At 41.4% G+C, this 21,253-nt stretch carries 32 protein-coding genes and 1 pseudogene; 32 read left to right on the top strand and 1 reads right to left on the bottom strand.

From position 1 onward, the window contains the following. The 27 genes and pseudogenes from rplD to F938_RS18190 all read left to right on the top strand — a co-directional run bounded on the left by rplD (position 1) and on the right by F938_RS18190 (position 14,233). Positions 1-603: a 50S ribosomal protein L4 gene (gene rplD, locus F938_RS18315; protein ID WP_004816870.1), complete on the top strand. Its 603-nt coding sequence runs from the start codon at positions 1-3 to the stop codon at positions 601-603. Further along, positions 600-920, top strand: a complete 321-nt coding sequence (rplW, locus tag F938_RS18310) for a 50S ribosomal protein L23 (RefSeq protein WP_004825192.1) — start codon at positions 600-602, stop codon at positions 918-920. Before rplD ends, rplW begins: the two co-directional genes overlap by 4 nt. 11 nt (positions 921-931) lie before the next feature. Further along, positions 932-1,756, top strand: a complete 825-nt coding sequence (gene rplB, locus F938_RS18305) for a 50S ribosomal protein L2 (RefSeq protein WP_004825191.1) — start codon at positions 932-934, stop codon at positions 1,754-1,756. Between the two features lie 19 nt (positions 1,757-1,775). Then, the gene (gene rpsS, locus F938_RS18300; protein ID WP_004281508.1) at positions 1,776-2,051 is read left to right on the top strand and encodes a 30S ribosomal protein S19; all 276 of its coding nucleotides are present in this window, start codon (positions 1,776-1,778) and stop codon (positions 2,049-2,051) included. Between the two features lie 11 nt (positions 2,052-2,062). Continuing rightward, entirely contained in the window at positions 2,063-2,392 is a 330-nt protein-coding gene (rplV, locus tag F938_RS18295; protein ID WP_001982638.1) for a 50S ribosomal protein L22, read from the top strand. A 1-nt stretch (position 2,393) separates the two neighbouring features. Next, a pseudogene (rpsC, locus tag F938_RS18290) lies at positions 2,394-3,210 on the top strand (30S ribosomal protein S3). Continuing rightward, the gene (rplP, locus tag F938_RS18285; RefSeq protein ID WP_004825189.1) at positions 3,150-3,563 is read left to right on the top strand and encodes a 50S ribosomal protein L16; all 414 of its coding nucleotides are present in this window, start codon (positions 3,150-3,152) and stop codon (positions 3,561-3,563) included. Before rpsC ends, rplP begins: the two are co-directional and overlap by 61 nt. Further along, positions 3,563-3,760, top strand: a complete 198-nt coding sequence (gene rpmC / locus F938_RS18280) for a 50S ribosomal protein L29 (RefSeq protein WP_004825188.1) — start codon at positions 3,563-3,565, stop codon at positions 3,758-3,760. The genes rplP and rpmC overlap by 1 nt, the downstream gene beginning before the upstream one ends. Then, positions 3,757-4,014 carry a 30S ribosomal protein S17 gene (gene rpsQ, locus F938_RS18275; RefSeq protein ID WP_004725698.1) on the top strand — a complete coding sequence of 86 codons (258 nt, stop codon included), beginning with the start codon at positions 3,757-3,759 and terminating at the stop codon, positions 4,012-4,014. Before rpmC ends, rpsQ begins: the two co-directional genes overlap by 4 nt. A gap of 92 nt (positions 4,015-4,106) precedes the next feature. Beyond that, positions 4,107-4,475, top strand: coding sequence for a 50S ribosomal protein L14 (rplN, locus tag F938_RS18270; RefSeq protein ID WP_004725701.1), 369 nt, complete (start codon positions 4,107-4,109; stop codon positions 4,473-4,475). 11 nt (positions 4,476-4,486) lie between these two features. After that, a complete protein-coding gene (gene rplX, locus F938_RS18265) occupies positions 4,487-4,804 on the top strand; it encodes a 50S ribosomal protein L24 (protein WP_004825187.1) in 318 nt (105 codons plus the stop codon). A 16-nt stretch (positions 4,805-4,820) separates the two neighbouring features. Further along, entirely contained in the window at positions 4,821-5,357 is a 537-nt protein-coding gene (gene rplE, locus F938_RS18260) for a 50S ribosomal protein L5 (protein ID WP_004825186.1), read from the top strand. A gap of 9 nt (positions 5,358-5,366) precedes the next feature. Further along, a complete protein-coding gene (rpsN, locus tag F938_RS18255) occupies positions 5,367-5,672 on the top strand; it encodes a 30S ribosomal protein S14 (protein ID WP_004825185.1) in 306 nt (101 codons plus the stop codon). 13 nt (positions 5,673-5,685) lie between these two features. After that, entirely contained in the window at positions 5,686-6,081 is a 396-nt protein-coding gene (rpsH, locus tag F938_RS18250) for a 30S ribosomal protein S8 (RefSeq protein WP_004725709.1), read from the top strand. Between the two features lie 13 nt (positions 6,082-6,094). Beyond that, positions 6,095-6,628: a 50S ribosomal protein L6 gene (gene rplF / locus F938_RS18245; RefSeq protein WP_004725711.1), complete on the top strand. Its 534-nt coding sequence runs from the start codon at positions 6,095-6,097 to the stop codon at positions 6,626-6,628. A 14-nt stretch (positions 6,629-6,642) separates the two neighbouring features. After that, positions 6,643-6,993, top strand: a complete 351-nt coding sequence (rplR, locus tag F938_RS18240; protein ID WP_004725713.1) for a 50S ribosomal protein L18 — start codon at positions 6,643-6,645, stop codon at positions 6,991-6,993. Positions 6,994-6,995: 2 nt separating this feature from the next. After that, positions 6,996-7,493 carry a 30S ribosomal protein S5 gene (gene rpsE / locus F938_RS18235; protein WP_004825184.1) on the top strand — a complete coding sequence of 166 codons (498 nt, stop codon included), beginning with the start codon at positions 6,996-6,998 and terminating at the stop codon, positions 7,491-7,493. Positions 7,494-7,499: 6 nt separating this feature from the next. Next, positions 7,500-7,676: a 50S ribosomal protein L30 gene (gene rpmD, locus F938_RS18230; protein WP_004825182.1), complete on the top strand. Its 177-nt coding sequence runs from the start codon at positions 7,500-7,502 to the stop codon at positions 7,674-7,676. Positions 7,677-7,679: 3 nt separating this feature from the next. Then, a complete protein-coding gene (gene rplO / locus F938_RS18225) occupies positions 7,680-8,120 on the top strand; it encodes a 50S ribosomal protein L15 (protein WP_004825179.1) in 441 nt (146 codons plus the stop codon). Positions 8,121-8,165: 45 nt separating this feature from the next. Further along, positions 8,166-9,485 carry a preprotein translocase subunit SecY gene (gene secY, locus F938_RS18220; RefSeq protein WP_171064902.1) on the top strand — a complete coding sequence of 440 codons (1,320 nt, stop codon included), beginning with the start codon at positions 8,166-8,168 and terminating at the stop codon, positions 9,483-9,485. A gap of 21 nt (positions 9,486-9,506) precedes the next feature. Then, complete coding sequence (gene rpmJ / locus F938_RS23975; protein ID WP_000867907.1) at positions 9,507-9,623, top strand: 50S ribosomal protein L36; 117 nt, start codon at positions 9,507-9,509, stop codon at positions 9,621-9,623. 107 nt (positions 9,624-9,730) lie between these two features. Further along, complete coding sequence (gene rpsM, locus F938_RS18215; protein WP_004825176.1) at positions 9,731-10,087, top strand: 30S ribosomal protein S13; 357 nt, start codon at positions 9,731-9,733, stop codon at positions 10,085-10,087. Positions 10,088-10,106: 19 nt separating this feature from the next. Next, entirely contained in the window at positions 10,107-10,493 is a 387-nt protein-coding gene (rpsK, locus tag F938_RS18210) for a 30S ribosomal protein S11 (protein WP_001040166.1), read from the top strand. Between the two features lie 12 nt (positions 10,494-10,505). Further along, on the top strand, positions 10,506-11,129 hold the full coding sequence (rpsD, locus tag F938_RS18205) for a 30S ribosomal protein S4 (protein ID WP_004825175.1): 624 nt from the start codon (positions 10,506-10,508) through the stop codon (positions 11,127-11,129). Positions 11,130-11,146: 17 nt separating this feature from the next. Next, positions 11,147-12,154 carry a DNA-directed RNA polymerase subunit alpha gene (locus tag F938_RS18200; protein ID WP_004650465.1) on the top strand — a complete coding sequence of 336 codons (1,008 nt, stop codon included), beginning with the start codon at positions 11,147-11,149 and terminating at the stop codon, positions 12,152-12,154. Between the two features lie 18 nt (positions 12,155-12,172). Then, positions 12,173-12,538 (top strand): 50S ribosomal protein L17, encoded by a 366-nt coding sequence (gene rplQ, locus F938_RS18195; protein ID WP_004281488.1) that lies wholly within the window; start codon positions 12,173-12,175, stop codon positions 12,536-12,538. A 201-nt stretch (positions 12,539-12,739) separates the two neighbouring features. Continuing rightward, a complete protein-coding gene (locus tag F938_RS18190; RefSeq protein WP_004825174.1) occupies positions 12,740-14,233 on the top strand; it encodes a flavin-containing monooxygenase in 1,494 nt (497 codons plus the stop codon). Between the two features lie 117 nt (positions 14,234-14,350). On the opposite strand, the gene F938_RS18185 is transcribed toward F938_RS18190, so the two are convergent. Continuing rightward, positions 14,351-15,523 (bottom strand): acyl-CoA dehydrogenase family protein, encoded by a 1,173-nt coding sequence (locus tag F938_RS18185; protein ID WP_005034122.1) that lies wholly within the window; start codon positions 15,521-15,523, stop codon positions 14,351-14,353. 180 nt (positions 15,524-15,703) lie between these two features. Between F938_RS18185 and F938_RS18180 the strand changes: the two genes are divergently transcribed. The 5 genes from F938_RS18180 to F938_RS18160 all read left to right on the top strand — a co-directional run bounded on the left by F938_RS18180 (position 15,704) and on the right by F938_RS18160 (position 21,195). Further along, positions 15,704-15,961, top strand: a complete 258-nt coding sequence (locus tag F938_RS18180) for an FAD assembly factor SdhE (RefSeq protein ID WP_004825172.1) — start codon at positions 15,704-15,706, stop codon at positions 15,959-15,961. Beyond that, on the top strand, positions 15,954-16,352 hold the full coding sequence (locus F938_RS18175; RefSeq protein ID WP_004825170.1) for a hypothetical protein: 399 nt from the start codon (positions 15,954-15,956) through the stop codon (positions 16,350-16,352). The genes F938_RS18180 and F938_RS18175 overlap by 8 nt, the downstream gene beginning before the upstream one ends. 574 nt (positions 16,353-16,926) lie before the next feature. Beyond that, the gene (locus F938_RS18170; RefSeq protein ID WP_005034120.1) at positions 16,927-18,015 is read left to right on the top strand and encodes a hypothetical protein; all 1,089 of its coding nucleotides are present in this window, start codon (positions 16,927-16,929) and stop codon (positions 18,013-18,015) included. Between the two features lie 75 nt (positions 18,016-18,090). Continuing rightward, positions 18,091-18,669 carry a rhombosortase gene (gene rrtA, locus F938_RS18165; protein WP_005034118.1) on the top strand — a complete coding sequence of 193 codons (579 nt, stop codon included), beginning with the start codon at positions 18,091-18,093 and terminating at the stop codon, positions 18,667-18,669. Positions 18,670-18,996: 327 nt separating this feature from the next. Further along, positions 18,997-21,195: a TRAP transporter large permease subunit gene (locus F938_RS18160; protein ID WP_005034117.1), complete on the top strand. Its 2,199-nt coding sequence runs from the start codon at positions 18,997-18,999 to the stop codon at positions 21,193-21,195. Positions 21,196-21,253 lie beyond the last annotated feature (58 nt).

The following is a 21,253-nucleotide window of genomic DNA, read 5'->3' as shown; positions in this document are numbered from 1 at the left end:
GTGAATTTAAAAACTGTTTCCGGCTCTGCTGTTGAATTGTCTGAAGTTGCTTTCGGACGTGAATTTAATGAAGCTCTTGTACACCAAGTTGTTACAGCTTATTTAGCTGGTGGTCGTCAAGGTTCTAAAGCTCAGAAGTCACGTGCAGACGTTTCTGGCGGTGGTAAAAAACCATTCCGTCAAAAAGGTACTGGCCGCGCTCGTGCTGGTTCTATTCGTAGCCCAATCTGGGTTGGTGGTGGTAAAACTTTTGCTGCTCGTCCACAAGATTGGTCTCAAAAAGTTAACCGTAAAATGTACCGCGGTGCAATGCAATGTATCTTAGCTGAACTTGTTCGCCAAGATCGTCTTGTATTGGTTGAAGAGTTTGCAGTTGAAGCTCCAAAAACTAAAGAATTGCTTGCAAAACTAAACGGCTTGAACGCTACTCGCGCATTAATCGTTACTGAAGCTGTAGATGAAAATCTATACTTAGCTGCACGTAACCTTCCACACGTTGATGTGGTTGATGCTGCTGGGATCGATCCTGTTGGTTTGATTGCGTTCGATAAAGTTGTTATGTCTGTTGCTGCTGCTAAGAAAATTGAGGTAGAACTCGGATGAACAACGAACGTATCTATCAAGTCCTAAAAGGACCTGTATTCTCAGAAAAAGCACAAGTTTTAGGTGAAACTGCTGGTGTTCAAGTATTTAAAGTTGCACTTGATGCAAACAAGCTTGAAATCAAAAAAGCAGTAGAACAATTATTTGGTGTGGAAGTTGTTAAAGTTAACACGACTATCACTAAAGGTAAGACTAAGCGCTTTGGTCGTACATTAGGACGTCGTTCTGATGTTAAGAAAGCATACGTCACCCTGAAAGCTGGCCAAGATGTTGAAATGGCTGACTTGGGCGATACCGCTGAAAGCGCAGCGGAATAAGGACGAAAATTATGCCGATTCAAAAATGTAAGCCAACGTCTCCAGGACGTCGCTTTGTAGAGAAAGTGGTTCATGATCACCTTCACAAAGGCGCGCCTTATGCACCGTTGGTTGAAGCTAAAAAACGTACTGGTGGTCGTAATAACAACGGTCACATTACTACTCGTCACGTTGGTGGTGGTCATAAACAACACTACCGTATCGTTGACTTTAAACGTAACAAAGATGGCATTCCTGCTGTAGTTGAGCGTATTGAATACGATCCTAACCGTACATCTCATATTGCTTTATTGAAATATGCTGACGGTGAACGTCGTTATATTATCGCTGCTAAAGGTTTACGTGCTGGTGATAAAGTACAGTCTGGTAACGATGCTCCAATTCGTCCAGGTAACTGCTTGCCACTTCGTAACATGCCTATCGGTTCTACACTACATAACATCGAGCTTAAAATCGGTAAAGGTGCACAATTAGTGCGTTCAGCTGGTACTTCTGCTCAGTTGTTAGGTCGTGACGGTTCTTACGCAATCATTCGTCTTCGTTCAGGCGAAATGCGTAAAGTACACGTTGAATGTCGTGCTGTGTTAGGTGAAGTATCTAACTCAGAAAGCAACCTTCGTTCACTTGGTAAAGCAGGTGCTGCACGCTGGCGTGGCGTTCGTCCTACCGTTCGTGGTATGGCGATGAACCCAGTAGACCATCCACATGGTGGTGGTGAAGGGCGTAACAAAGGTATTCAACCTGTAAGCCCATGGGGTCAAAAAGCTAAAGGGTACAAGACTCGTACCAATAAGCGTACGACTAAGATGATCATTCGCGACCGTCGCGTTAAGTAACAAGTAAAGGAATCTGACAATGCCTCGTTCTCTGAAAAAAGGCCCATTCGTCGATGCGCACTTGTTCGCTAAGGTTGAAGCGGCAATCGCGGCTAATAACCGTAAGCCGATCAAAACTTGGTCGCGTCGTTCGATGATCCTCCCGGATTTTGTTGGTTTAACAATTTCTGTACACAATGGCCGTAACCATGTTCCAGTGATCGTATCTGAACATATGGTTGGTCATAAATTAGGTGAATTCGCGCCAACTCGTACCTATCGTGGTCACGGTGTTGACAAGAAGTCTAAACGTTAATAGGTGCTATGATGGAAGTAACTGCTAAATTACGCGGTGCCGCTATCTCGGCACAAAAAGCACGTTTGGTTGCAGACCTAATTCGCGGCAAATCTGTTGCGCATGCTTTAAATATCTTGAACTTCAGCAACAAAAAAGCTGCAGTTTTAGTTAAAAAAGCTTTGGAATCTGCGATTGCAAACGCTGAACACAATAACAGTTTAGATGTTGACGATCTTAAAGTATCTACGATTTACGTTGATGAAGGCATGAGCCTTAAACGTATTATGCCACGTGCTAAAGGCCGTGCAGATCGTATTACTAAGCGTACTTGTCACATTACCGTTAAGGTAGGGGTTTGATATGGGTCAGAAGGTTCATCCAATCGGTATCCGCCTTGGTGTTGTAAAACGTCATAACGCCAACTGGTATGCGAGTCCGAAACAATACGCTGAATATTTGCTTAAAGATCTTCAAGTTCGTGAGTTTTTAACTAAAAAACTTAAAAGCGCGATGATCAGCAATATTCTTATCGAACGTCCTACAGGCGCTGCTAAAGTAACAATTAGCACTGCTCGTCCAGGTATCGTGATCGGTAAAAAAGGCGAAGACATTGAAAAATTACAGCGTGAACTCACCACTATTATGGGTGTTCCAGCGCAAGTAAGCATCAACGAAATCGATCGCCCAGATTTAGACGCTCGTTTAGTTGCTGAAGCAATCGCTTCTCAATTAGAGAAACGTGTAATGTTCCGTCGTGCTATGAAGCGTGCGGTTCAAAATACGATGCGTGCTGGTGCTAAAGGTATCAAAGTTGAAGTTTCTGGTCGTTTAGGCGGTGCAGAGATTGCACGTACTGAATGGTATCGTGAAGGTCGTGTACCTTTGCATACACTTCGTGCTGATATCGACTATGCAACTATGCGTGCTGAAACTACTTACGGTACGATTGGTGTTAAAGTTTGGATTTTCCGTGGTGAGATCTTAGGTGGCATGAAACAAGTCATGAACCCTGCTCCTGCTGAAGAACGTCCAGCTAAACGCGGTCGCGGTCGTGGTGAAGGTCAAGAGCGTCGTGGTCGTCGCAATGATCGTTCTGCTGAAAAAGGAGAATAATCCATGTTGCAACCTAAACGTACTAAATTCCGTAAGGTGCAAAAAGGCCGTAACACTGGTCTAGCGCATCGTGGTAGCACAGTATCTTTCGGTACAATCGCACTTAAATCTATTGAACGTGGTCAAATGACTGCACGTCAAATTGAAGCTGCGCGTCGTACAATTAGCCGTCGTGTTAAACGTGGTGGTAAGATCTTTATCCGTGTTTTCCCAGACAAACCAATTACTGAAAAACCATTAGAAGTTCGTATGGGTAAAGGTAAAGGTTCTGTGGAATACTGGGTTTGCCAAATCAAACCAGGTAAGATCTTGTACGAAATGGATGGTGTTAGTGAAGAATTGGCACGCGAAGCGTTTACGCTTGCAGCTGCTAAGCTTCCATTTAAAACCACTATCGTTACTAAGACGGTGATGTAATGAAAACTAAAGATCTACGTGAAAAGTCGGTAGAAGAGTTGACAGCTTTGCTTGATGAGCAACAGTTGAACCAATTCCGTCTTCGTATGGCGAAAGCAACAGGTCAATTGGGTAAATCGCATGAAGTTGCGTTAACTCGTAAGACTATTGCTCGTATCAAGACCCTCCTTACCGAAAAACAGGGGAACGCACAATGAGTGAGCAAACAGTTCGCACGTTAACAGGCAAAGTAGTAAGTGACAAAATGGACAAGTCTATTGTTGTACTTATCGAACGCCGCGTTCAACACCCGTTGTATGGCAAATCAATCCGCCGTTCAACAAAATTACACGCTCATGATGAGAACAACACTGCTAAAACTGGTGATGTTGTAACCATTAAAGAAAGCCGCCCAATTTCAAAAACTAAAGCTTGGACTTTAGTGGAAGTTATTGAAGCAGCTGCTGAGTAATTAGACGTTCTTGTTGCATCATCGGTCAATTTCGAGTACTCTTTGAGCCTTTCGAAATTGCGACCGGTGATGCTCGGTTTTGGAGTAGGGCAATGATTCAGACCGAAAGTATGCTAGACGTAGCAGACAACAGTGGTGCTCGCCGCGTACAATGTATTAAAGTACTTGGTGGTTCACATCGTCGTTATGCTTCTGTTGGCGACATTATTAAAGTTACTGTAAAAGAAGCAATTCCGCGTGGTCGTGTTAAAAAAGGCGACGTGATGAATGCAGTTGTAGTTCGTACTAAATTCGGTATTCGTCGTCCAGACGGTTCTGTGATCCGTTTCGATGATAATGCTGCAGTTATCTTGAACAACAACAAGGCTCCGATTGCCACTCGTATTTTCGGACCAGTGACTCGTGAACTTCGTACTGAACAGTTCATGAAAATCATTTCATTGGCTCCTGAAGTTCTATAATAGAGGCAATCATGGCTAAGATTAGAAAAGGCGATCAAGTAATTGTGATCGCAGGTAAAGAAAAAGGCAAACAGGGTACTGTTTTGTCTGTTTCAAATGACCAAGTTAAGGTTGAAGGCCTTAATTTAGTTAAGAAGCATCAAAAGCCGAACCGTGCAACAGGTGCTGAAGGCGCTATCGTTACACAAGAAGCTTCGCTTCATATTTCAAACGTGGCAATTTTAAATGCTACAACCCAAAAGGCTGACCGTGTTGGTTACCAAGTGATTGAAGGCGTGAAAACTCGCGTTTACAAATCAAATGGTGAATCAGTGGCGGTAGCGAAGTAATAGGTTGAAATAGGCTATGGCCAGACTTAAAACACGTTATAACGACGAAATCCGAGCTAAGTTAAAAGAAGAACTTGGTTTGGCTAATGTGATGGAGATTCCTCGCATCACTAAAATCACCATCAACATGGGTGTTGGTGCGGCTTCAGCTGACAAGAAATTGTTAGATGGCGCTTTGGCGGATATGCAAGCTATTGCTGGTCAAAAACCAGTTCTTACATTAGCGCGTAAATCAATCGCTGGTTTTAAAATCCGTGATGGTTGGCCGATTGGTTGTAAAGTAACTTTACGCGGCGAACAAATGTACGAATTCTTAGATCGTTTGATCTCTATTGCGATTCCTCGTATTCGTGACTTCCGCGGTTTTTCTGCGAAATCATTCGATGGTCGTGGTAACTACTCAATGGGTCTCAAGGAACAAATCATGTTCCCTGAAATCGATTTTGATAAGATCGATCGTATTCGTGGTATGGATATTACTATCACTACGACTGCTCGCACCGATGACGAAGGCCGTGCGCTAATCCGTGCATTCGGCTTCCCGTTCAAATAAGAGGTCGATATGGCTAAGAAAGGTATGATTAATCGCGAATTGAAACGCGAAGCTACAGTTGCTAAATACGCTGCAAAACGTGCTGAATTAAAAGCAACAATTGCAAACGTAAATGCTTCTGATGAAGAACGTTTCGAAGCGATGATGAAGTTACAAGCATTACCACGTAATGCGTCTCCAGTACGTCTTCGTAACCGTTGTGGTTTAACTGGTCGTCCTCATGGTTACTTCCGTAAGTTCGGTTTAAGCCGTAACAAATTACGTGACACAGTAATGCAAGGTGATGTACCGGGCGTTGTTAAGGCAAGCTGGTAAGGAGCGACTATAAATGAGTATGCAAGATACCGTTGCCGACATGTTAACTCGTGTTCGTAACGCACAAATGGCAAAGAAACAAACTGTTTCTATGCCTAATTCTAAGTTGAAAGTTGCAATTGCAAACGTACTTCAACAAGAAGGTTACATTTCAAATGTAGAAGTTGCTGATCTTGAAGGCAAAGCTACTTTGACAATTACTTTAAAATATTTTGAAGGCAAACCAGTTATCGAAACTGTGAAGCGCGTAAGCCGTCCAGGTCTACGTCAGTATCGCGGTAAAGATGCACTTCCGAGCGTTAAGCAAGGTTTAGGTATTGCAATTGTTTCTACAAGCAAAGGCATCATGACTGATCGCGCTGCACGTGCTGCGGGCGTTGGTGGTGAAGTTATTGCTTTTGTTTCTTAATAGGTGATTCCTCATGTCTCGTGTGGCTAAAGCCCCAGTAACTGTACCTAACGGTGTAGCAGTTACTCAGAACGGCCGGCAGGTCGAAGTGAAAGGCAGCAAAGGTACGTTGTCTTTCAACCTGCATGCGCTGGTCGAGCTTAAACAGGAAGAAGGTCAACTTCATATTGCTCCAGTTAAAGAATCTCGTGATTCTTGGATGCAAGCTGGTACTGCTCGCGCTGTTCTTAATAACCTTGTTAAAGGTGTTAACGAAGGCTTCGAACGTAAGTTACAACTGATCGGTGTTGGTTATAAAGCTGCGGTTAAAGGTACTGTTGTAAACCTTAACCTTGGTTATTCTCATCCAATCGATTACGCTCTTCCAGAAGGTGTAACTGCTGAAACTCCGACTGCTACTGAAATCATTTTGAAATCAGCTAACAAGCAATTGTTAGGTCAAGTTGCTGCAGAAATCCGTGGTTATCGTCCGCCAGAGCCTTATAAAGGTAAAGGTGTTCGTTATTCTGACGAAGTTGTACTTCGTAAAGAAGCTAAGAAGAAATAAGGCGCGAGGTTCTTATGAACGAAAAGAAACAATCCCGTTTGCGTCGTGCGAAAAGCACACGCTTGCACATTCGTGCATTGGGTGCGACTCGTTTGTGTGTAAACCGCACGCCGCGTCACATCTATGCTCAAGTTATTTCTGCAGATGGTGGCAAAGTATTAGCGCAAGCTTCTACTTTGGATGCATCTTTACGTAGCGGAACTACTGGTAATGTAGATTCAGCTACTAAAGTAGGTGCTTTAATCGCAGAACGTGCAAAAGCTGCTGGTGTAACTAAAGTTGCATTTGACCGTTCTGGTTTTAAATATCATGGTCGTATCAAAGCCTTGGCTGATGCTGCTCGTGAAAACGGCTTGGAGTTCTAATCATGGCTAAAGTTGAACAAAACGAAGGTCTTGTTGAAAAGCTGGTTGCCGTTGATCGTGTAGCCAAAGTTGTTAAGGGTGGTCGTATCTTCTCTTTCACAGCATTAACTGTTGTGGGTGATGGTAATGGTCGTGTAGGTTTTGGTCGCGGTAAAGCGCGTGAAGTTCCAGCTGCTATTTCTAAAGCACTTGAAGCTGCACGCCGCAACATGATCACTGTTGATCTTGTTGATGGTACTGTACAACATCCTATTAATGCTCGTCATGGCGCTAGCCGTGTTTACATGCAACCTGCATCAGAAGGTACTGGCGTAATCGCTGGTGGTTCTATGCGTGCGGTTTTAGAAGCTGCTGGTGTACGTAACGTATTGACGAAGTGCTATGGTTCTACTAACGCAGCTAACGTTGTAAACGCGACTTTTAACGGTTTGCGTGATATGACTTCTCCTGAGAAAGTTGCTGCGAAACGTGGTCTTTCAGTAGAACAAATTTTAGGGTAATCAATCATGAAAACGATTAAAGTTACCCAGACTAAATCTTCTTCGCATCGTTTGAAAAATCACAAACTTTGCCTACAAGGTTTAGGTCTGCGTCGTATTGGTCATACAGTAGAAGTGGTAGATACTCCTTCTAACCGTGGTATGATCAACAAAGTCTACTATATGGTTAGTGTAGAGGAATAAGCCATGACTCTGCGTTTAAATGAGCTTGCACCTGCTGAAGGTGCAAAACGTGAAAACCGTCGTTTAGGCCGTGGTATCGGTTCTGGCGTTGGTAAGACTGGTGGCCGTGGTGTCAAAGGTCAAAAATCACGTAAAAGCGGTGGCGTTCGTCCAGGCTTTGAAGGTGGTCAAACTGCGTTATATCGTCGTTTACCTAAATTCGGTTTCACAAGCCAATTGGCTTTGAAAACTGCTGAAGTACGTTTGTCTGAACTTGCTAAAGTTGAAGGTGATATCGTTTCACTTGAAACTTTGAAAGCTGCGAATGTAGTACGTAAAGATATGATACGTGCTCGTGTCGTTCTTTCTGGTGAAATCACTCGTGCATTCACTGTTCAAGGTGTTGCATTGACTAAAGGCGCTAAAGCTGCTGTTGAAGCTGCTGGCGGTAAAGTCGAGGAGTAATCGCGAGTGACTATGTCTCCTAGTTCTACAGGTCATGTTAACATGATGAAAGGTCAGCCATTTCACGTGAAATACCGTGAAATTATTCGCCGATTAATGTTCTTGATTGGCGCATTGGTGGTCTTTCGACTAGGAGCGCATATTCCGCTGCCAGGTATTGATAATGTTGCTCTAGAACGTTTTTTCAAAGCTAATGAAGGTACTTTCTTAGGTTTGTTTAATATGTTCTCGGGTGGAGCATTAGAACGAATGTCCATTCTTGCGTTGGGGATCATGCCATACATTTCTGCATCCATTATTGTGCAGTTAATGTCTACAGTGGTTCCTTCGTTAGAAGCATTGAAGAAAGAAGGCGAGCAAGGTAAGCGTAAGATCAATCAATATACGCGTTACGGCACTCTATTGCTTGCATTGGTTCAAGGTATCGGGATGTGTGCTGGTCTGATTAGTCAAGGGATTACTTTGACTTCAGGACTGGCTTTTTACGTTCCAGCACTAACATCGTTGGTTGCAGGTACTATGTTCCTGATGTGGTTAGGTGAGCAGATTACTGAACGTGGTGTCGGTAATGGTATCTCAATGATTATCTTTGCAGGTATTGTTGCTGGTTTACCGAACTTAGTGATTCAAGCATTTACTTCGGTAGATAATGGTCAATCCAGTCTTATTGGTTTGGCTGTATTTGGATTGCTATCAGTTGCTGTTTTAGCCGCAATTGTGTTTATTGAGAAAGCTCAACGTCGCATACCTGTAAACTATGCACAAAAACAGCAAGGTCGTCGTGTATTTACTGCACAGCAAACGCATTTGCCATTGAAAATCAACATGGCAGGGGTAATTCCAGCAATTTTCGCAAGTTCGTTATTGTTGTTCCCTGCAAGTTTAGGACAATGGTTAGGCAGTGCTGATCCAAATGCAGGAATTGTAAAACGTAGCCTACAAGATTTGGCATTGGTATTATCGCCTGGACAACCGTTGTATTTAGTGCTCTTCGGTGCGTTAATTATCTTTTTCTGTTATTTCTATACGGCGCTTGTATTTAGCCCGAAAGAAGTATCAGAGAACTTGAAACGCAGTGGAGCTTACGTACCTGGTATTCGCCCAGGTGAGCAAACTGCTCGTTACTTAGATCATATTCTTAATCGTTTGACGTTTATTGGTGCAATCTATATCACGGTCATCTGTTTAATGCCGATGATTTTACAAAGCTCTTTCGGTATTCCATTCCATTTGGGTGGTACCTCATTGCTTATCGTGGTTGTGGTTGTGATGGACTTTATGGCTCAGCTTCAAGCCCATCTCACTTCGCATCAATATGACAATCAATCGTTAATGAGAAAAACGACTGCTCATCCTAAGGGATAAGCGCACTTAGAAGGTTTCATCATGAAAGTACAAGCTTCTGTAAAGAAAATTTGTGGTAGCTGTAAAGTTATCCGTCGTAATGGGGTTATTCGCGTAATTTGCAGCGCAGAACCTCGTCATAAGCAGCGTCAAGGTTAATTTAATTAAGACCTGTTGATTTCAGTAGGCTAATTAGGTTATTATCCGCCCCTCAAGATTTTTGTGGGGCGGTTGATTATCTCTACTGCCTTTTTGGAGAAATTTGAATGGCTCGTATTGCCGGTGTAAACATTCCGGATAACAAGCATGCTGTTATCTCTCTCACGTATATTTTTGGTATTGGTCGCCACACTGCTAAGAGCATCTTAGCTGCTGCTGGTATTGCAACTACGACTAAAATCCGTGAATTAGATGACGCTCAGCTTGATGCGATTCGTGCTGAAGTTGCTAAGGTTCCTACCGAAGGTGACTTACGTCGCGAAATTTCCATGAACATTAAACGTTTAATGGATTTAGGCTGCTACCGCGGTCTTCGTCATCGTCGCAGCTTGCCTGTTCGTGGACAACGCACCAAAACTAACGCACGTACCCGTAAAGGTCCGCGCAAACCTATTAAGAAATAAGATTTCTGGAAGCTAAAAGATGGCTAAAGATACTCGCACACGCAAGAAGGTCACTCGTACCGTCTCTGAAGGTGTTGCACACATTCACGCTTCTTTTAATAACACCATTGTTACGATTACTGATCGTCAAGGTAATGCATTGGCTTGGGCTACTTCAGGTGGACAAGGCTTCCGTGGATCACGTAAATCAACTCCGTTTGCTGCTCAGGTAGCTGCTGAAGTTGCTGGTAAAGCTGCTTTAGATTACGGTTTGAAAAACTTGGACGTCCTTGTTAAAGGTCCTGGTCCAGGTCGTGAATCTGCGGTTCGTGCATTAGGTGCAGTGGGTTATAAAATTAACAGCATTACCGATGTGACTCCGATTCCGCACAACGGTTGCCGTCCACCTAAAAAACGTCGCGTGTAAGGAGAAACATTCATGGCTCGTTATATTGGTCCAAAATGCAAACTCTCTCGCCGCGAAGGGACAGACCTGCAATTAAAATCTGGCGTTAAACCTTTTGACGTCAAAACAAAAAAATCTGCTAAAGCTCCTGGTCAACATGGCCAAAGCCGTGCTAAACAATCTGAGTATTCACTACAATTACGTGAAAAACAAAAAGTACGTCGTATGTACGGTGTTTTAGAGCGTCAATTTAGTAATTACTACAAAGAAGCTGCTCGTGTTAAAGGCGCAACTGGTGAAAACTTGTTGAAATTGCTTGAAAGCCGCCTCGATAACGTTGTTTATCGCATGGGTTTTGGTTCTACACGTGCAGAAGCTCGTCAGCTGGTATCTCACCGTTCAATCACTTTAAATGGTCGTCGTGTTAACATCGCGTCTATCCAAGTTAAAGCGGGTGACGTGATTGCAGTTCACGAAAGCGCTAAACAACAATTACGTATCAAAAACGCAATTGAATTAGCTGCTCAACGTGGCACAGCTGCTTGGATTGACGTAGATCATTCAAAACTTGAAGGTACATTTAAAGCTGCACCTGATCGTTCTGATTTACCTGCTGAAATCAACGAAAGCTTGATTGTAGAATTGTATTCTAAATAATCCTTGAGGTAGCAATAATGACGCGTACTGCAAACGAGTTTCTAACTCCGCAAGCGATCAAGGTCGAAGCGGCAAGCGGGACCTCGGCAAAAGTGATTCTTGAACCATTAGAGCGTGGCTTCGGTCATACTCTTGGTAATGCTTTACGTCGCATCCTATTGTCTTCTTTACCTGGCGCTGCTGTGGTAGAAGTTGAAATAGAGGGTGTCGAGCACGAGTACAGTACTTTAGAAGGCTTGCAGCAGGACATCGTCGAGCTCTTGCTGAACCTAAAAGGATTGTCTATTAAGCTGTTCGATCAAAACGAAGCATATTTAACATTGGAAAAGCAAGGTCCTGGCGATGTAACTGCTGCTGATCTTCGCTTACCGCATAATGTTGAAGTGGTTAACCCTGAACATTTGATCGGTACTTTAAGTGCTTCAGGCTCATTAAAAATGCGCTTGAAAGTTTCTCAAGGTCGTGGTTATGAAACTTCTGACTCACGTTTCCCTGAAGGTGAAACGCGTCCTGTAGGTCGTCTACAGTTAGATGCTTCTTATAGCCCAATCAAACGTGTGTCTTACACAGTTGAAAACGCTCGTGTAGAACAACGTACTGACCTTGATAAGCTGATCATTGATCTTGAAACAAATGGAACAGTAGATCCTGAAGAAGCGATCCGCAAAGCGGCAACAATCTTGCAACAACAAATTGCAATTTTTGTTGATCTTCAGAAAGATCAAGCTCCAGTTGCTCAAGAGCCACGTGAAGAAGTTGATCCAATCTTGCTTCGTCCAGTTGATGATCTAGAGCTTACTGTTCGTTCTGCTAACTGTTTGAAAGCAGAAAATATTTACTACATTGGTGATCTAGTACAGCGTACTGAGGTTGAGTTGCTTAAAACTCCTAACCTTGGTAAAAAATCGCTTACTGAGATCAAAGATGTTCTGGCTTCTAAGGGCTTACAGCTCGGCATGCGTTTAGAGAACTGGCCACCAGCTAGTCTCCGTATGGACGATCGTTTCGCCTATCGTAGCCGTTAATTAAGTAGGACTATCACCATGCGTCATCGTAATAGTGGTGTGAAATTAGGCCGTACCAGCAGCCATCGTAAAGCGATGTTCCAAAACATGGCGAATTCTTTGTTTGAGCACGAGTTAATCAAAACAACTGTGCCTAAAGCAAAAGAGTTACGTCGTGTAGCTGAGCCTTTAATCACTTTAGCTAAAAACGATACTGTAGCAAACCGTCGTTTAGCGTTTGCTCGTACTCGTTCAGCAGCAACAGTTGGTAAATTATTTACCGTTCTTGGCCCTCGTTACAAAGAACGTAACGGCGGTTATCTACGTGTTCTTAAAGCTGGTTTCCGTGCAGGTGATGCTGCGCCGATGGCTTATGTAGAGCTTGTGGATCGTGAAGTAAACTAATTACTTACGTCATAGAACAATCGGTTGTTCGAAAAAGGTCGGTATTTCACCGACCTTTTTTTGTGCCTGTATTGTTAGACAATTTTTTAAATTTGTCCTCAATTGACATGAATTTCGTCAGAAAAATTCAAACTTGACATTGCGTATTGTCAAATTTATGCTTTAATAAAAATGTACTCTTAAAAAGGTTATAAAAAGAACATGGAAAAGCAAGTTGATATTCTTATCGTTGGCGCAGGTATCTCTGGTATCGGTGTTGCTGCACATCTTTCTAAAAACTCGCCACAACGTTCATTTGAAATTATTGAACGTCGTGCAAGCTTCGGTGGTACGTGGGATTTATTTAAATATCCTGGTATTCGCTCTGACTCAGATATGTCTACATTTGGTTTTAATTTTAAACCATGGCAAAAAGCCAATGTATTAGCTGATGGCGCATCAATCAAAGGCTATGTTGCAGAAGTTGTTGAAGAGTTTAAGTTAAAAGATAAAATTCATTTTAATCATCGTGTGCGTACTGCAAATTATGATTCTTCAATCAAAAAATGGATTGTAGAAATCGAAGATGAAAATCAAAAATTACAAACTTGGGTCGCAAACTTCGTAGTTGGCTGTACGGGTTATTATAATTACGATCAAGGGTATCAACCCGACTATCCAGGTAAAAATGATTTTAAAGGTGAATTCGTTAATCCACAATTTTGGCCAGAAAACTTAGATTACACAGGTAAAAAAGTAGTGATTATTGGTAGTGGTGCAACTGCCATTACTTTAGTTCCTGCAATGGCTAAAGGTGGAGCAGGTCATGTGACCATGTTACAACGATCACCGACTTATATTGCCTCTATTCCATCTGTTGATTTTGTTTATGACAAGATGCGTAAAGTTTTACCAGAAGATATTGCCTATAAATTGACTCGCGCACGTAACATTGGCATTCAACGTGGTTTATATGCTTTGGCACAGCGCCAACCAAAAATTGTTAGAAGTTTTTTACTGAATCGAATTGAACGTCAGTTAAAAGGCTCAACAACAGATATTAAGCATTTTACACCTAGTTATAATCCTTGGGATCAACGTCTATGTGTTGTTCCAGACAGTGATTTATTTAAAACCTTACGTTCAGGTAAAGCCAGTGTGGAAACCGATCATATAGAAAGAATCACTGAAACAGGTATTCAGCTCAAGTCTGGTAAGCATTTAGATGCAGACATCATTGTTTCGGCAACCGGTTTAGAAATTCAAATTTTAGGTGGTATTAAAGCTACTATTGATAATAAGCCAATGAATACCTCTCAACATATGTTGTATCAGGGTGTAATGGTCAGCGATGTGCCAAACATGGCGATGATTATTGGTTATATCAACGCATCATGGACATTGAAAGTTGATATTGCAGCTGAATATATCTGTCGTCTGGTCAATTATATGGACAAGAAAGGCTATGATGAAGTGATTCCTCAAGGTGATGCAACAGAGTTGATGGAAGATACTGTGATGGGTAGCTTAAGCTCGGGCTATATCGCACGTGCTGCGGATGTTATGCCAAAACAAGGTAAGCATGCGCCTTGGAAAGTGACCAATAATTATCTTGCAGATCGTAAAGAGCTTAAAAATGCCAAGTTTGATGATGGGGTTTTAAAGTTTCACAAACGTGAAGCGCAAACAGCAAAAAAGCCTAAACTGGTTTCCTAATTTAATTTAGAAATAAAAAAGGAGCATAAGCTCCTTTTTTATGTGATGATAAAATTTAATTATAAAAAGCTTGGCTACAGAAAAAGGAGCCGGAGCTCCTTGATCAGAACATTTCAATTATAAGGAGCGTGAAATGAGTTCTTTCATAATTTCATTGGTGCCTGCATAAATCCGATTTGCACGATTATCAATATATGCACGAGCAATTGGATATTCCATCATATAGCCATAGCCACCATGCAATTGTAGACATTCATCGACAACATTTGAAAATAGTTCAGAAATTTTATATTTTGCCGCTGCTGCAGCATCGACCCCTAAGCTTCCTTGAAGTTGTAATTCCATACAACGATCAAGATAAGCACGGCAGAAATCAATTTCTGTGCGCATTTCTGCAAGTTTGAAACGGGTATTCTGAAATGCACCAATCGGTTTACCAAAGGCTTTACGATCTTTGGTATATTGAACGGTATGCGCCAGTGCGGCTTCTGCACCCGCCTGACAAATAATTGCCACCAACATACGTTCCCAAGCCAACTCTTTCATTAGCATGATGAAGCCCATACCTTCCATACCCAAAAGGTTTTCTTTCGGGACTCGTACATCTTCAAAGAACAATTCACAAGTGTCTTGACCTTTCATCCCAATTTTATTGAGGGGTTTGCCTTTGGTAAATCCAGCACGGTCTGCTTCAACGATAATTAAGGATAGGTTTGCCGAACCTTTATCAGAATTGCCTGTTTTACAGACCACAATTGCCATATCACAAAGATAGCCATTGGTAATAAATATCTTAGAACCATTGATGACATATTCATCACCATCCAGAACGGCTGTAGTGCGAACACCTTGCAAGTCAGATCCAGTACCCGGTTCAGTCATTGCAATTGCAGTGACGGTTTCACCAGATGCCATTTTAGGCAACCAATGTTTCTTTTGCGCTTCATTACCAAAATTATTGATATAGTTGGCAACGATATCTGAATGTAGAGAAAAGCCAGTTGAAGAATCCATCGCATAGGCTTGTTCTTCAATTAAGATCATGCTGTATAGGCGATCTACTCCATAACCACCATATTCTTCAGGCATGGTTGCACAAAGTAAACCCAGCTCACCAGCCTTATTCCACAAGTCACGGTCGACATGTTGTTGTTGCTCATACTTTGCAATATTCGGTACAACTTCTTTTTCATAAAATTTTCGTACAGTTTCACGAAAAGCCTCGTGATCTGAATTAAATAATTGGCGTGGCAACATATTGCTTAGAGGTCGAATTGCACCTGATTGCATTTTTATAATATCCATATGAGTTTTAGTGAGTTGAAATTAGGTGAAATGTCGAATTGCCGCAATGAGATGAATGCTCAAAACTTATTTTTAAATGATGAATTTGGTCATTTCAAAGAATTTAGCGCGAAATTAATGTTGAATAAGGTAAACTAAGCCAGAACTGAATCATTGGGGTAAAAAATGTCAGAAGAAATGAGTTTAGAAGAGCGTAAGGTGATTTATCGCGCACGTCGTGGTCTAAAAGAGATTGATGTTTATTTTGACCCTTATGTAAAACAATATTACTTACAAGCGGATGCACAAGAAAAAGCCTTATTTAAAGAATTGGTTGATCAAGAAGATCCAGACCTACTCGATTGGTTTATGGAGGTTTCTGAACCACCACGTCCAGAGTTAAGAGTATTGATCAATAAGTTAAAACATTATGTTCATGGCTGAATCAAGTCAACATCAGCGATATGAATTAAGACCCAGTCGGATTGCACTGGGTTTTCAGCTTTTATGCCTAGCATTGATGTTTATTCTGTGGCTGAAAATTTTGAATATTTGGTTGTGTTTGTTGTTACTGTTGTTGGGATTACTCAGTTTAAAATGGTTGAGAAAACATCGGCAGGTAAAAAGTTTGGCACAATTGGATTTAGCTGAATGGGTGATTCAATATACGGATTTACAACAAGCAAAGCATGTGCAGATCAAACACATGATTGATCATAGTTTTTATGTTGTGGTGTATTTTAATGAAAAAAAACATGCGAATTTGATTATTTGGCAGGATCAAATGAGTATTTTGGCGTGGAAATCTTTGAAATCTCGGGTCAAACTTCAATAATTGTCTAACAAATATAAATTTTTAAAGTTAAATTTAATCCTGATAAAACAATTTCTTAATTAAAAAAATGGCAATCTAGTTCACATTGTTAGACCAAAAGGATAAAAAATTGTGCAATTCAGCAATTGTCTGACAATTATCTCTTCAAAAACATACTTCTACCTGTAAATTAAAAAAACCAACAGCGAGGAGGAATTTCCAAATGGGTGAAATTCATACGTTTTGGTTCTTAGTGGTTGCAATCATGCTTGCAATTATATTTGGAAGACTAGGAACTATGCTGAGGGAACAGATTGAAAAGGCTCACGATAACAAAGTTAACGCGAGTAAGTTTAAAACCAATAAGCTCTCTCAATAGAGTTTACCTTTTAATAAGTAGCATGTGCTGAACCGTCGCAATGCTACTTTTTTTTGCCTAAAATTTCTATAAAAAAAAGATCAGGTCAATTGAATACACAACGAAGTCTGTCAAATTGTTCAGATAGAATTAGAGCAATTACTCTTTTATTCAGAGAATGCATCTGATATTGTTATTTAAAAAGGATATAAACACAATTATATAGAGGACAGGAGTATGTCTAAGGCCCGTAAATTTGGTCAATTGATGCTGACCGCTGTGATTGCTTCGTCTGTATTATCAGGATGCTCATATGTCGTTAAATCAGGTGCCAATGTTGCACTTGGATTTAGTGAAAAGCATATCGTTCCACCAATTTTGGCGGGAAATGATACTGATATGGCTTGTAATTCTGGCAATGCATTAACTCCAGCAATCATGGCAACTAAAGATATGGGGGCAGATCCAACCCGTATGGCAGTATTACTCTATTCCGCTGCGGGAATGTGTGCAGAAAATCGCGCCTTGGATGCTGAACTCAGATATTTACGTGCTTCCAAAGACGGTAAAGTCACAGAAGCGCAAGATGCGCGTGTAGAACAAAAGCGCTGGGCAGCATTGGCAGCAGAACGCCAATACACGGGTTATCAGTTATTTGCAGAACGTTGGCAAGCCAAATATAAATATACCTTGGGTGACTCTTGTACAACCATGCGTAAGGACTTAGATCAAACAATCTATCTCATTGGTTTATTGAGTGGCTTGCAGGCTATGACCAATGATATTAACTCTGGCGGTGCAGTGAATGTGCCTAAAGATATTGCTGCAATTGTTGAACGTGGTATGACTTGTTTAGACAATAACAAATTCTGGGGTGCGCCAATGGCGACCCGTGCTGTAATTTGGATATTGTTACCAGGTGCAGGAGATGGTAAGCCAGATCCGACACAAACCTTACAACAATCTATGCAAATTGCAGAACAAAAAGGCGTTCGTTTGGCATTTGCAATGAATGCTGTGGCTGCTCAAGCCAGCGGTGATGACGCAAAATTGCGATCTGCGTTAAAAGCTTATGCTGCATCTCGTGCTGATGATAAGCCTGTTAACCCTGAATTTAGATTGTTAGATGGTATGGCAGGTCAGATGATCCAAGGTATCGCAGATCGTTACTGGACTGAAAATACAGGTGTACGTGCGCCAGATGATGGTATGTCTACTTTCTGGGATGAACAAGCTTCTTCTGGTGATGACGAGTTATTCAATGACTTACCTGCGCCAACAGAAGATCCTGCTCCATCTACAGAAGAACCCGCAAATAATCCATAATATTCATTTTCTTTCTAATGAATAGATTGGTTAGAATCAAAGAAGAGCAATAGCTCTTCTTTTTTATGGTGTCGCATGGTCCAACAGAAGCATAATGAGAATTTTTGGTTTATTGGTTTAAGCATCACTTTTTTTGCAGTTCTTCAGCTTTTTCAAAATGCCTTGATTTATCAATCAGACTTATTTCTGACTCAACCTTGGCGTTGGTGGACAGGGCATTGGGTACATGTGGGATGGATTCATTATGGCTTAAATGTGTTGGCTTTGGCATGTCTCCCTTTGCTATTTCCCAACATTCAACAAAAAGTCTTAATCTTATTATTGCTGGTTTTATCACCTTTACTCAGTCTTTGTTTTTACCTGTTTTATCCTCAGATTTTCGCTTATGCAGGCTTGTCAGGTGTTTTGCATGGTTTATTTATTTTTGGTGCAATTGTAAGTTTGCAACAACCGTATGAACGTAAATTTGCTGTATTGCTACTCTTACTCATCCTTGGAAAAATAGCTTGGGAATATCGCTTTGGCGCTCTACAAACAGAACAATTGATTGGTCATCCTGTATTGACGCAGGCTCATTTACTAGGTGTCATTTTTGGCAGTATTTGTTCAATTTTAACTTTGGTTTTTCATTTTAATGTTTTAAAGAATAAGTAATATTATAAGGGGAGACAAAAATATTAACTTCTTACAATTGATTAATTTTGATCTGCTTTTGTTCTTGATTCTTCAGGCATTCAGCGTATTTTAGTAAGAATAATAGATAAACACTGATTTTTTCTCATATTAAATTATAAATTTAGAGGTGAGTTGACAAAAAGGTCGCCAAAAAAATTAATCTTTGTCATGTTTTTTCTAGGAAAATTACGGCAAATTTAAGATGTACCGATAGGAATGGGTATTGGTAAAGGATTTTACCTCTGACCTAATAATAAAGATAAGTTATGCAAGCAATTGCATAGTGGTTTTAAAACTGGAATAACAATGCAAGAACCTGTAAATAATAGATCGGGATTAGGTCTACTCAGTTATCTCTGGAATGAGTGGTTCTCAACCTTTTCCATCCTTATTCTACTCCTGCTGACCTTGATTATTGGGACAGGGGATATGATCCATGGGCAAATGCTCCGTTTAGGCGAACGCCTGTATGGAGACGAAAAAATAGGAATGCAATATTCCTTTTTACGTGCCGAACCAAAACAACCTTCATGTGATCGCAATCTAGACATCGATAAGCTGGTAAAAGAAAAAATGCAACAGGAAGCCAGTGATCCTGATGCTGCGTTTTTCGGGTTAACACCTGAGGCAGATGTCCGAGCGTCATTTGTTTCAGCCCAGACTGATTGTGAACAAAAATATGCGTTCTATGATAAGTCAATGAAGCATATGGAAGATCATCCATCCATTCGTACTTATCGTTCAATGGAAACGGGCTTTTTCTGGATATTGAAATGGGGCTCTGAACATCGCGTCCTGATTTTAATTTTGATGGTGGTGATTGCTGCAATCACAGCATCATTAAAAATGCATCATATTGGTTTACGCCCTGCACGAACCAAACTTGATTTTAAAGTTTATAACGTTGCAATGGTGCTTGGTAATGCATTGCTCAGTTTCTCGGTAATTAGCCAGTATCGTTCCGTACAAAACTCAGGTGTAGAATCTACACTGGAAACCATCGGTGTCTACTGGTTGTGGATGATTCTATTTACCGTCCTCACCGTGATTAGCCTGTATAAATTATTCCGCACACCTGAAGCAGCCGAAGAAGGTGGGAATTTTGGACTAGCACTGCTCAGCATTCCTTTATATGCCTTCATGGCGATTGTAACGGGTATTGCCTTTACATTCTTTATGGACTATCCAATGGGACAAGGGATTTACCTTGGCTTATTGACTGAGTTCTCTAATATCTTCCTGAACTTAGCGCTGTTCATTTGGGCGGGGATGTTACTGACTCAAACCCGAGTCATGGACTTGTTCTTGGCGATTTTACGCCCTTGGAACTTGGCGCCAGAAACATTGACTTGGATCATTTTGATTGGTGCTGCAATTCCTACAGCCTATACTGGCGCATCGGGTATCTTCGTTGTTGCCGCGGGTGCGATCATCTATAAAGAAGTATGGAATTCTGGTGCACGCCGTCAATATGCATTGGCTGTTTCAGCAATGTCAGGTTCATTGGGTGTGGTATTACGTCCATGTCTGTTGGTGATTTTAATTTCGATGCTTGATAGCCGCCATGTCACTTCTGATGAATTATTTGATCACGGTATCTATGTATTCTGGTTAACTGCATTTATTTTCCTCGGGGTGTCATTGTTCCTTGCAGAGAATAAATTCCGCATTAACTCACCAAAAGTTGCAGTTCCAGGTATGTTGCGCGCATTTTTACCTGTGATCCCATATATTTTGATTGTTGCAGTTGTGATCGGCTTCTATAAGTTCGGTTTAGACACGCAAATGGATGAGTTTACTGCACCTGTTATTCTTCCAATCATGCTGTTGGCATTTATTTTGTTTGATAAATTATTTGGCAATAAATTACCAATTCCGGAAAATCCAAATAAAGCACTTGCACTGGAACATGAAAAGAATTCAGAGTACTTACGTGAGCATGGAGATACCGCAGAAACTAAGCGTGGTTTCCGCAGTGCGATTCGTTTTGCGACCTCTGAGAGTGTAGGACATATTGGTGCACTGATTATCCTGATGGCATTGTCTGCAAGTGTGGGTGGTTTGATTGAGCGTAGCGAAATCGTGACCATGGTTCCAACGCATCTGGGCAGTATCTTGGTAACGCTTGGCTTTATGGCGTTATTGCTTGCAATGATCGGGATGACAACAGATCCATTCGGTGCGGTGATTCTTGTTGCTGCAACGATTGCGCCAGTTGCATTTGATAATGGTATCCATCCAATCCACTTCTGGATGATTGTATTGGTTGCATTCGAGTTCGGTTATGTGACGCCACCAGTTGCACTGAATCATTTGCTGACGAGGCTCTCTGTGGGCGATGCTGAAGTCGCCGCCGCTGACGCTGAAGCGAAAGCAAAATATACCAGCTTCTATTATCGTTATGAGCGTTGGATCTTACCAATCGTGGTCTTGTTCTCTGCCTTAATGATCGTGACCTATGCACCTTACTTATTTAATCTATTTGATTGGTATAGTGCGAAGTAATGACCACAATTAAAAAGCGCCTTAGGGCGCTTTTTTTGATGGTATGTATTATGTGGAG

The sequence above is a fragment of the Acinetobacter bereziniae LMG 1003 = CIP 70.12 genome, from assembly GCF_000368925.1.
Classification (GTDB): Bacteria; Pseudomonadota; Gammaproteobacteria; order Pseudomonadales; family Moraxellaceae; genus Acinetobacter; species Acinetobacter bereziniae.
Note: the sequence above shows the minus strand (reverse complement) of the source record. Positions and strands in the feature narration are given on the sequence as shown.

What these genes read in the sequence shown, in the direction of transcription:
- rpmC (WP_004825188.1), top strand. Translation starts at nt 3,563, where the DNA reads ATGAAAACTAAAGATCTACGTGAAAAGTCGGTAGAAGAGTTGACAGCT.
- rpsK (WP_001040166.1), top strand. Translation starts at nt 10,107, where the DNA reads ATGGCTAAAGATACTCGCACACGCAAGAAGGTCACTCGTACCGTCTCT.
- F938_RS18180 (WP_004825172.1), top strand. Translation starts at nt 15,704, where the DNA reads ATGTCAGAAGAAATGAGTTTAGAAGAGCGTAAGGTGATTTATCGCGCA.
- rplQ (WP_004281488.1), top strand. Translation starts at nt 12,173, where the DNA reads ATGCGTCATCGTAATAGTGGTGTGAAATTAGGCCGTACCAGCAGCCAT.
- rpmJ (WP_000867907.1), top strand. Translation starts at nt 9,507, where the DNA reads ATGAAAGTACAAGCTTCTGTAAAGAAAATTTGTGGTAGCTGTAAAGTT.
- rplX (WP_004825187.1), top strand. Translation starts at nt 4,487, where the DNA reads ATGGCTAAGATTAGAAAAGGCGATCAAGTAATTGTGATCGCAGGTAAA.
- rpsE (WP_004825184.1), top strand. Translation starts at nt 6,996, where the DNA reads ATGGCTAAAGTTGAACAAAACGAAGGTCTTGTTGAAAAGCTGGTTGCC.
- F938_RS18160 (WP_005034117.1), top strand. Translation starts at nt 18,997, where the DNA reads ATGCAAGAACCTGTAAATAATAGATCGGGATTAGGTCTACTCAGTTAT.
- rplO (WP_004825179.1), top strand. Translation starts at nt 7,680, where the DNA reads ATGACTCTGCGTTTAAATGAGCTTGCACCTGCTGAAGGTGCAAAACGT.
- rpsS (WP_004281508.1), top strand. Translation starts at nt 1,776, where the DNA reads ATGCCTCGTTCTCTGAAAAAAGGCCCATTCGTCGATGCGCACTTGTTC.
- secY (WP_171064902.1), top strand. Translation starts at nt 8,166, where the DNA reads ATGAAAGGTCAGCCATTTCACGTGAAATACCGTGAAATTATTCGCCGA.
- rplV (WP_001982638.1), top strand. Translation starts at nt 2,063, where the DNA reads ATGGAAGTAACTGCTAAATTACGCGGTGCCGCTATCTCGGCACAAAAA.
- F938_RS18170 (WP_005034120.1), top strand. Translation starts at nt 16,927, where the DNA reads ATGTCTAAGGCCCGTAAATTTGGTCAATTGATGCTGACCGCTGTGATT.
- rpsQ (WP_004725698.1), top strand. Translation starts at nt 3,757, where the DNA reads ATGAGTGAGCAAACAGTTCGCACGTTAACAGGCAAAGTAGTAAGTGAC.
- rplE (WP_004825186.1), top strand. Translation starts at nt 4,821, where the DNA reads ATGGCCAGACTTAAAACACGTTATAACGACGAAATCCGAGCTAAGTTA.
- rpsN (WP_004825185.1), top strand. Translation starts at nt 5,367, where the DNA reads ATGGCTAAGAAAGGTATGATTAATCGCGAATTGAAACGCGAAGCTACA.
- F938_RS18190 (WP_004825174.1), top strand. Translation starts at nt 12,740, where the DNA reads ATGGAAAAGCAAGTTGATATTCTTATCGTTGGCGCAGGTATCTCTGGT.
- rplB (WP_004825191.1), top strand. Translation starts at nt 932, where the DNA reads ATGCCGATTCAAAAATGTAAGCCAACGTCTCCAGGACGTCGCTTTGTA.
- rpsM (WP_004825176.1), top strand. Translation starts at nt 9,731, where the DNA reads ATGGCTCGTATTGCCGGTGTAAACATTCCGGATAACAAGCATGCTGTT.
- F938_RS18185 (WP_005034122.1), bottom strand. Translation starts at nt 15,523, where the DNA reads ATGCAATCAGGTGCAATTCGACCTCTAAGCAATATGTTGCCACGCCAA.
- F938_RS18175 (WP_004825170.1), top strand. Translation starts at nt 15,954, where the DNA reads ATGGCTGAATCAAGTCAACATCAGCGATATGAATTAAGACCCAGTCGG.
- rplP (WP_004825189.1), top strand. Translation starts at nt 3,150, where the DNA reads ATGTTGCAACCTAAACGTACTAAATTCCGTAAGGTGCAAAAAGGCCGT.
- rpmD (WP_004825182.1), top strand. Translation starts at nt 7,500, where the DNA reads ATGAAAACGATTAAAGTTACCCAGACTAAATCTTCTTCGCATCGTTTG.
- rpsD (WP_004825175.1), top strand. Translation starts at nt 10,506, where the DNA reads ATGGCTCGTTATATTGGTCCAAAATGCAAACTCTCTCGCCGCGAAGGG.
- rpsH (WP_004725709.1), top strand. Translation starts at nt 5,686, where the DNA reads ATGAGTATGCAAGATACCGTTGCCGACATGTTAACTCGTGTTCGTAAC.
- F938_RS18200 (WP_004650465.1), top strand. Translation starts at nt 11,147, where the DNA reads ATGACGCGTACTGCAAACGAGTTTCTAACTCCGCAAGCGATCAAGGTC.
- rplN (WP_004725701.1), top strand. Translation starts at nt 4,107, where the DNA reads ATGATTCAGACCGAAAGTATGCTAGACGTAGCAGACAACAGTGGTGCT.
- rplF (WP_004725711.1), top strand. Translation starts at nt 6,095, where the DNA reads ATGTCTCGTGTGGCTAAAGCCCCAGTAACTGTACCTAACGGTGTAGCA.
- rrtA (WP_005034118.1), top strand. Translation starts at nt 18,091, where the DNA reads ATGGTCCAACAGAAGCATAATGAGAATTTTTGGTTTATTGGTTTAAGC.
- rplW (WP_004825192.1), top strand. Translation starts at nt 600, where the DNA reads ATGAACAACGAACGTATCTATCAAGTCCTAAAAGGACCTGTATTCTCA.
- rplR (WP_004725713.1), top strand. Translation starts at nt 6,643, where the DNA reads ATGAACGAAAAGAAACAATCCCGTTTGCGTCGTGCGAAAAGCACACGC.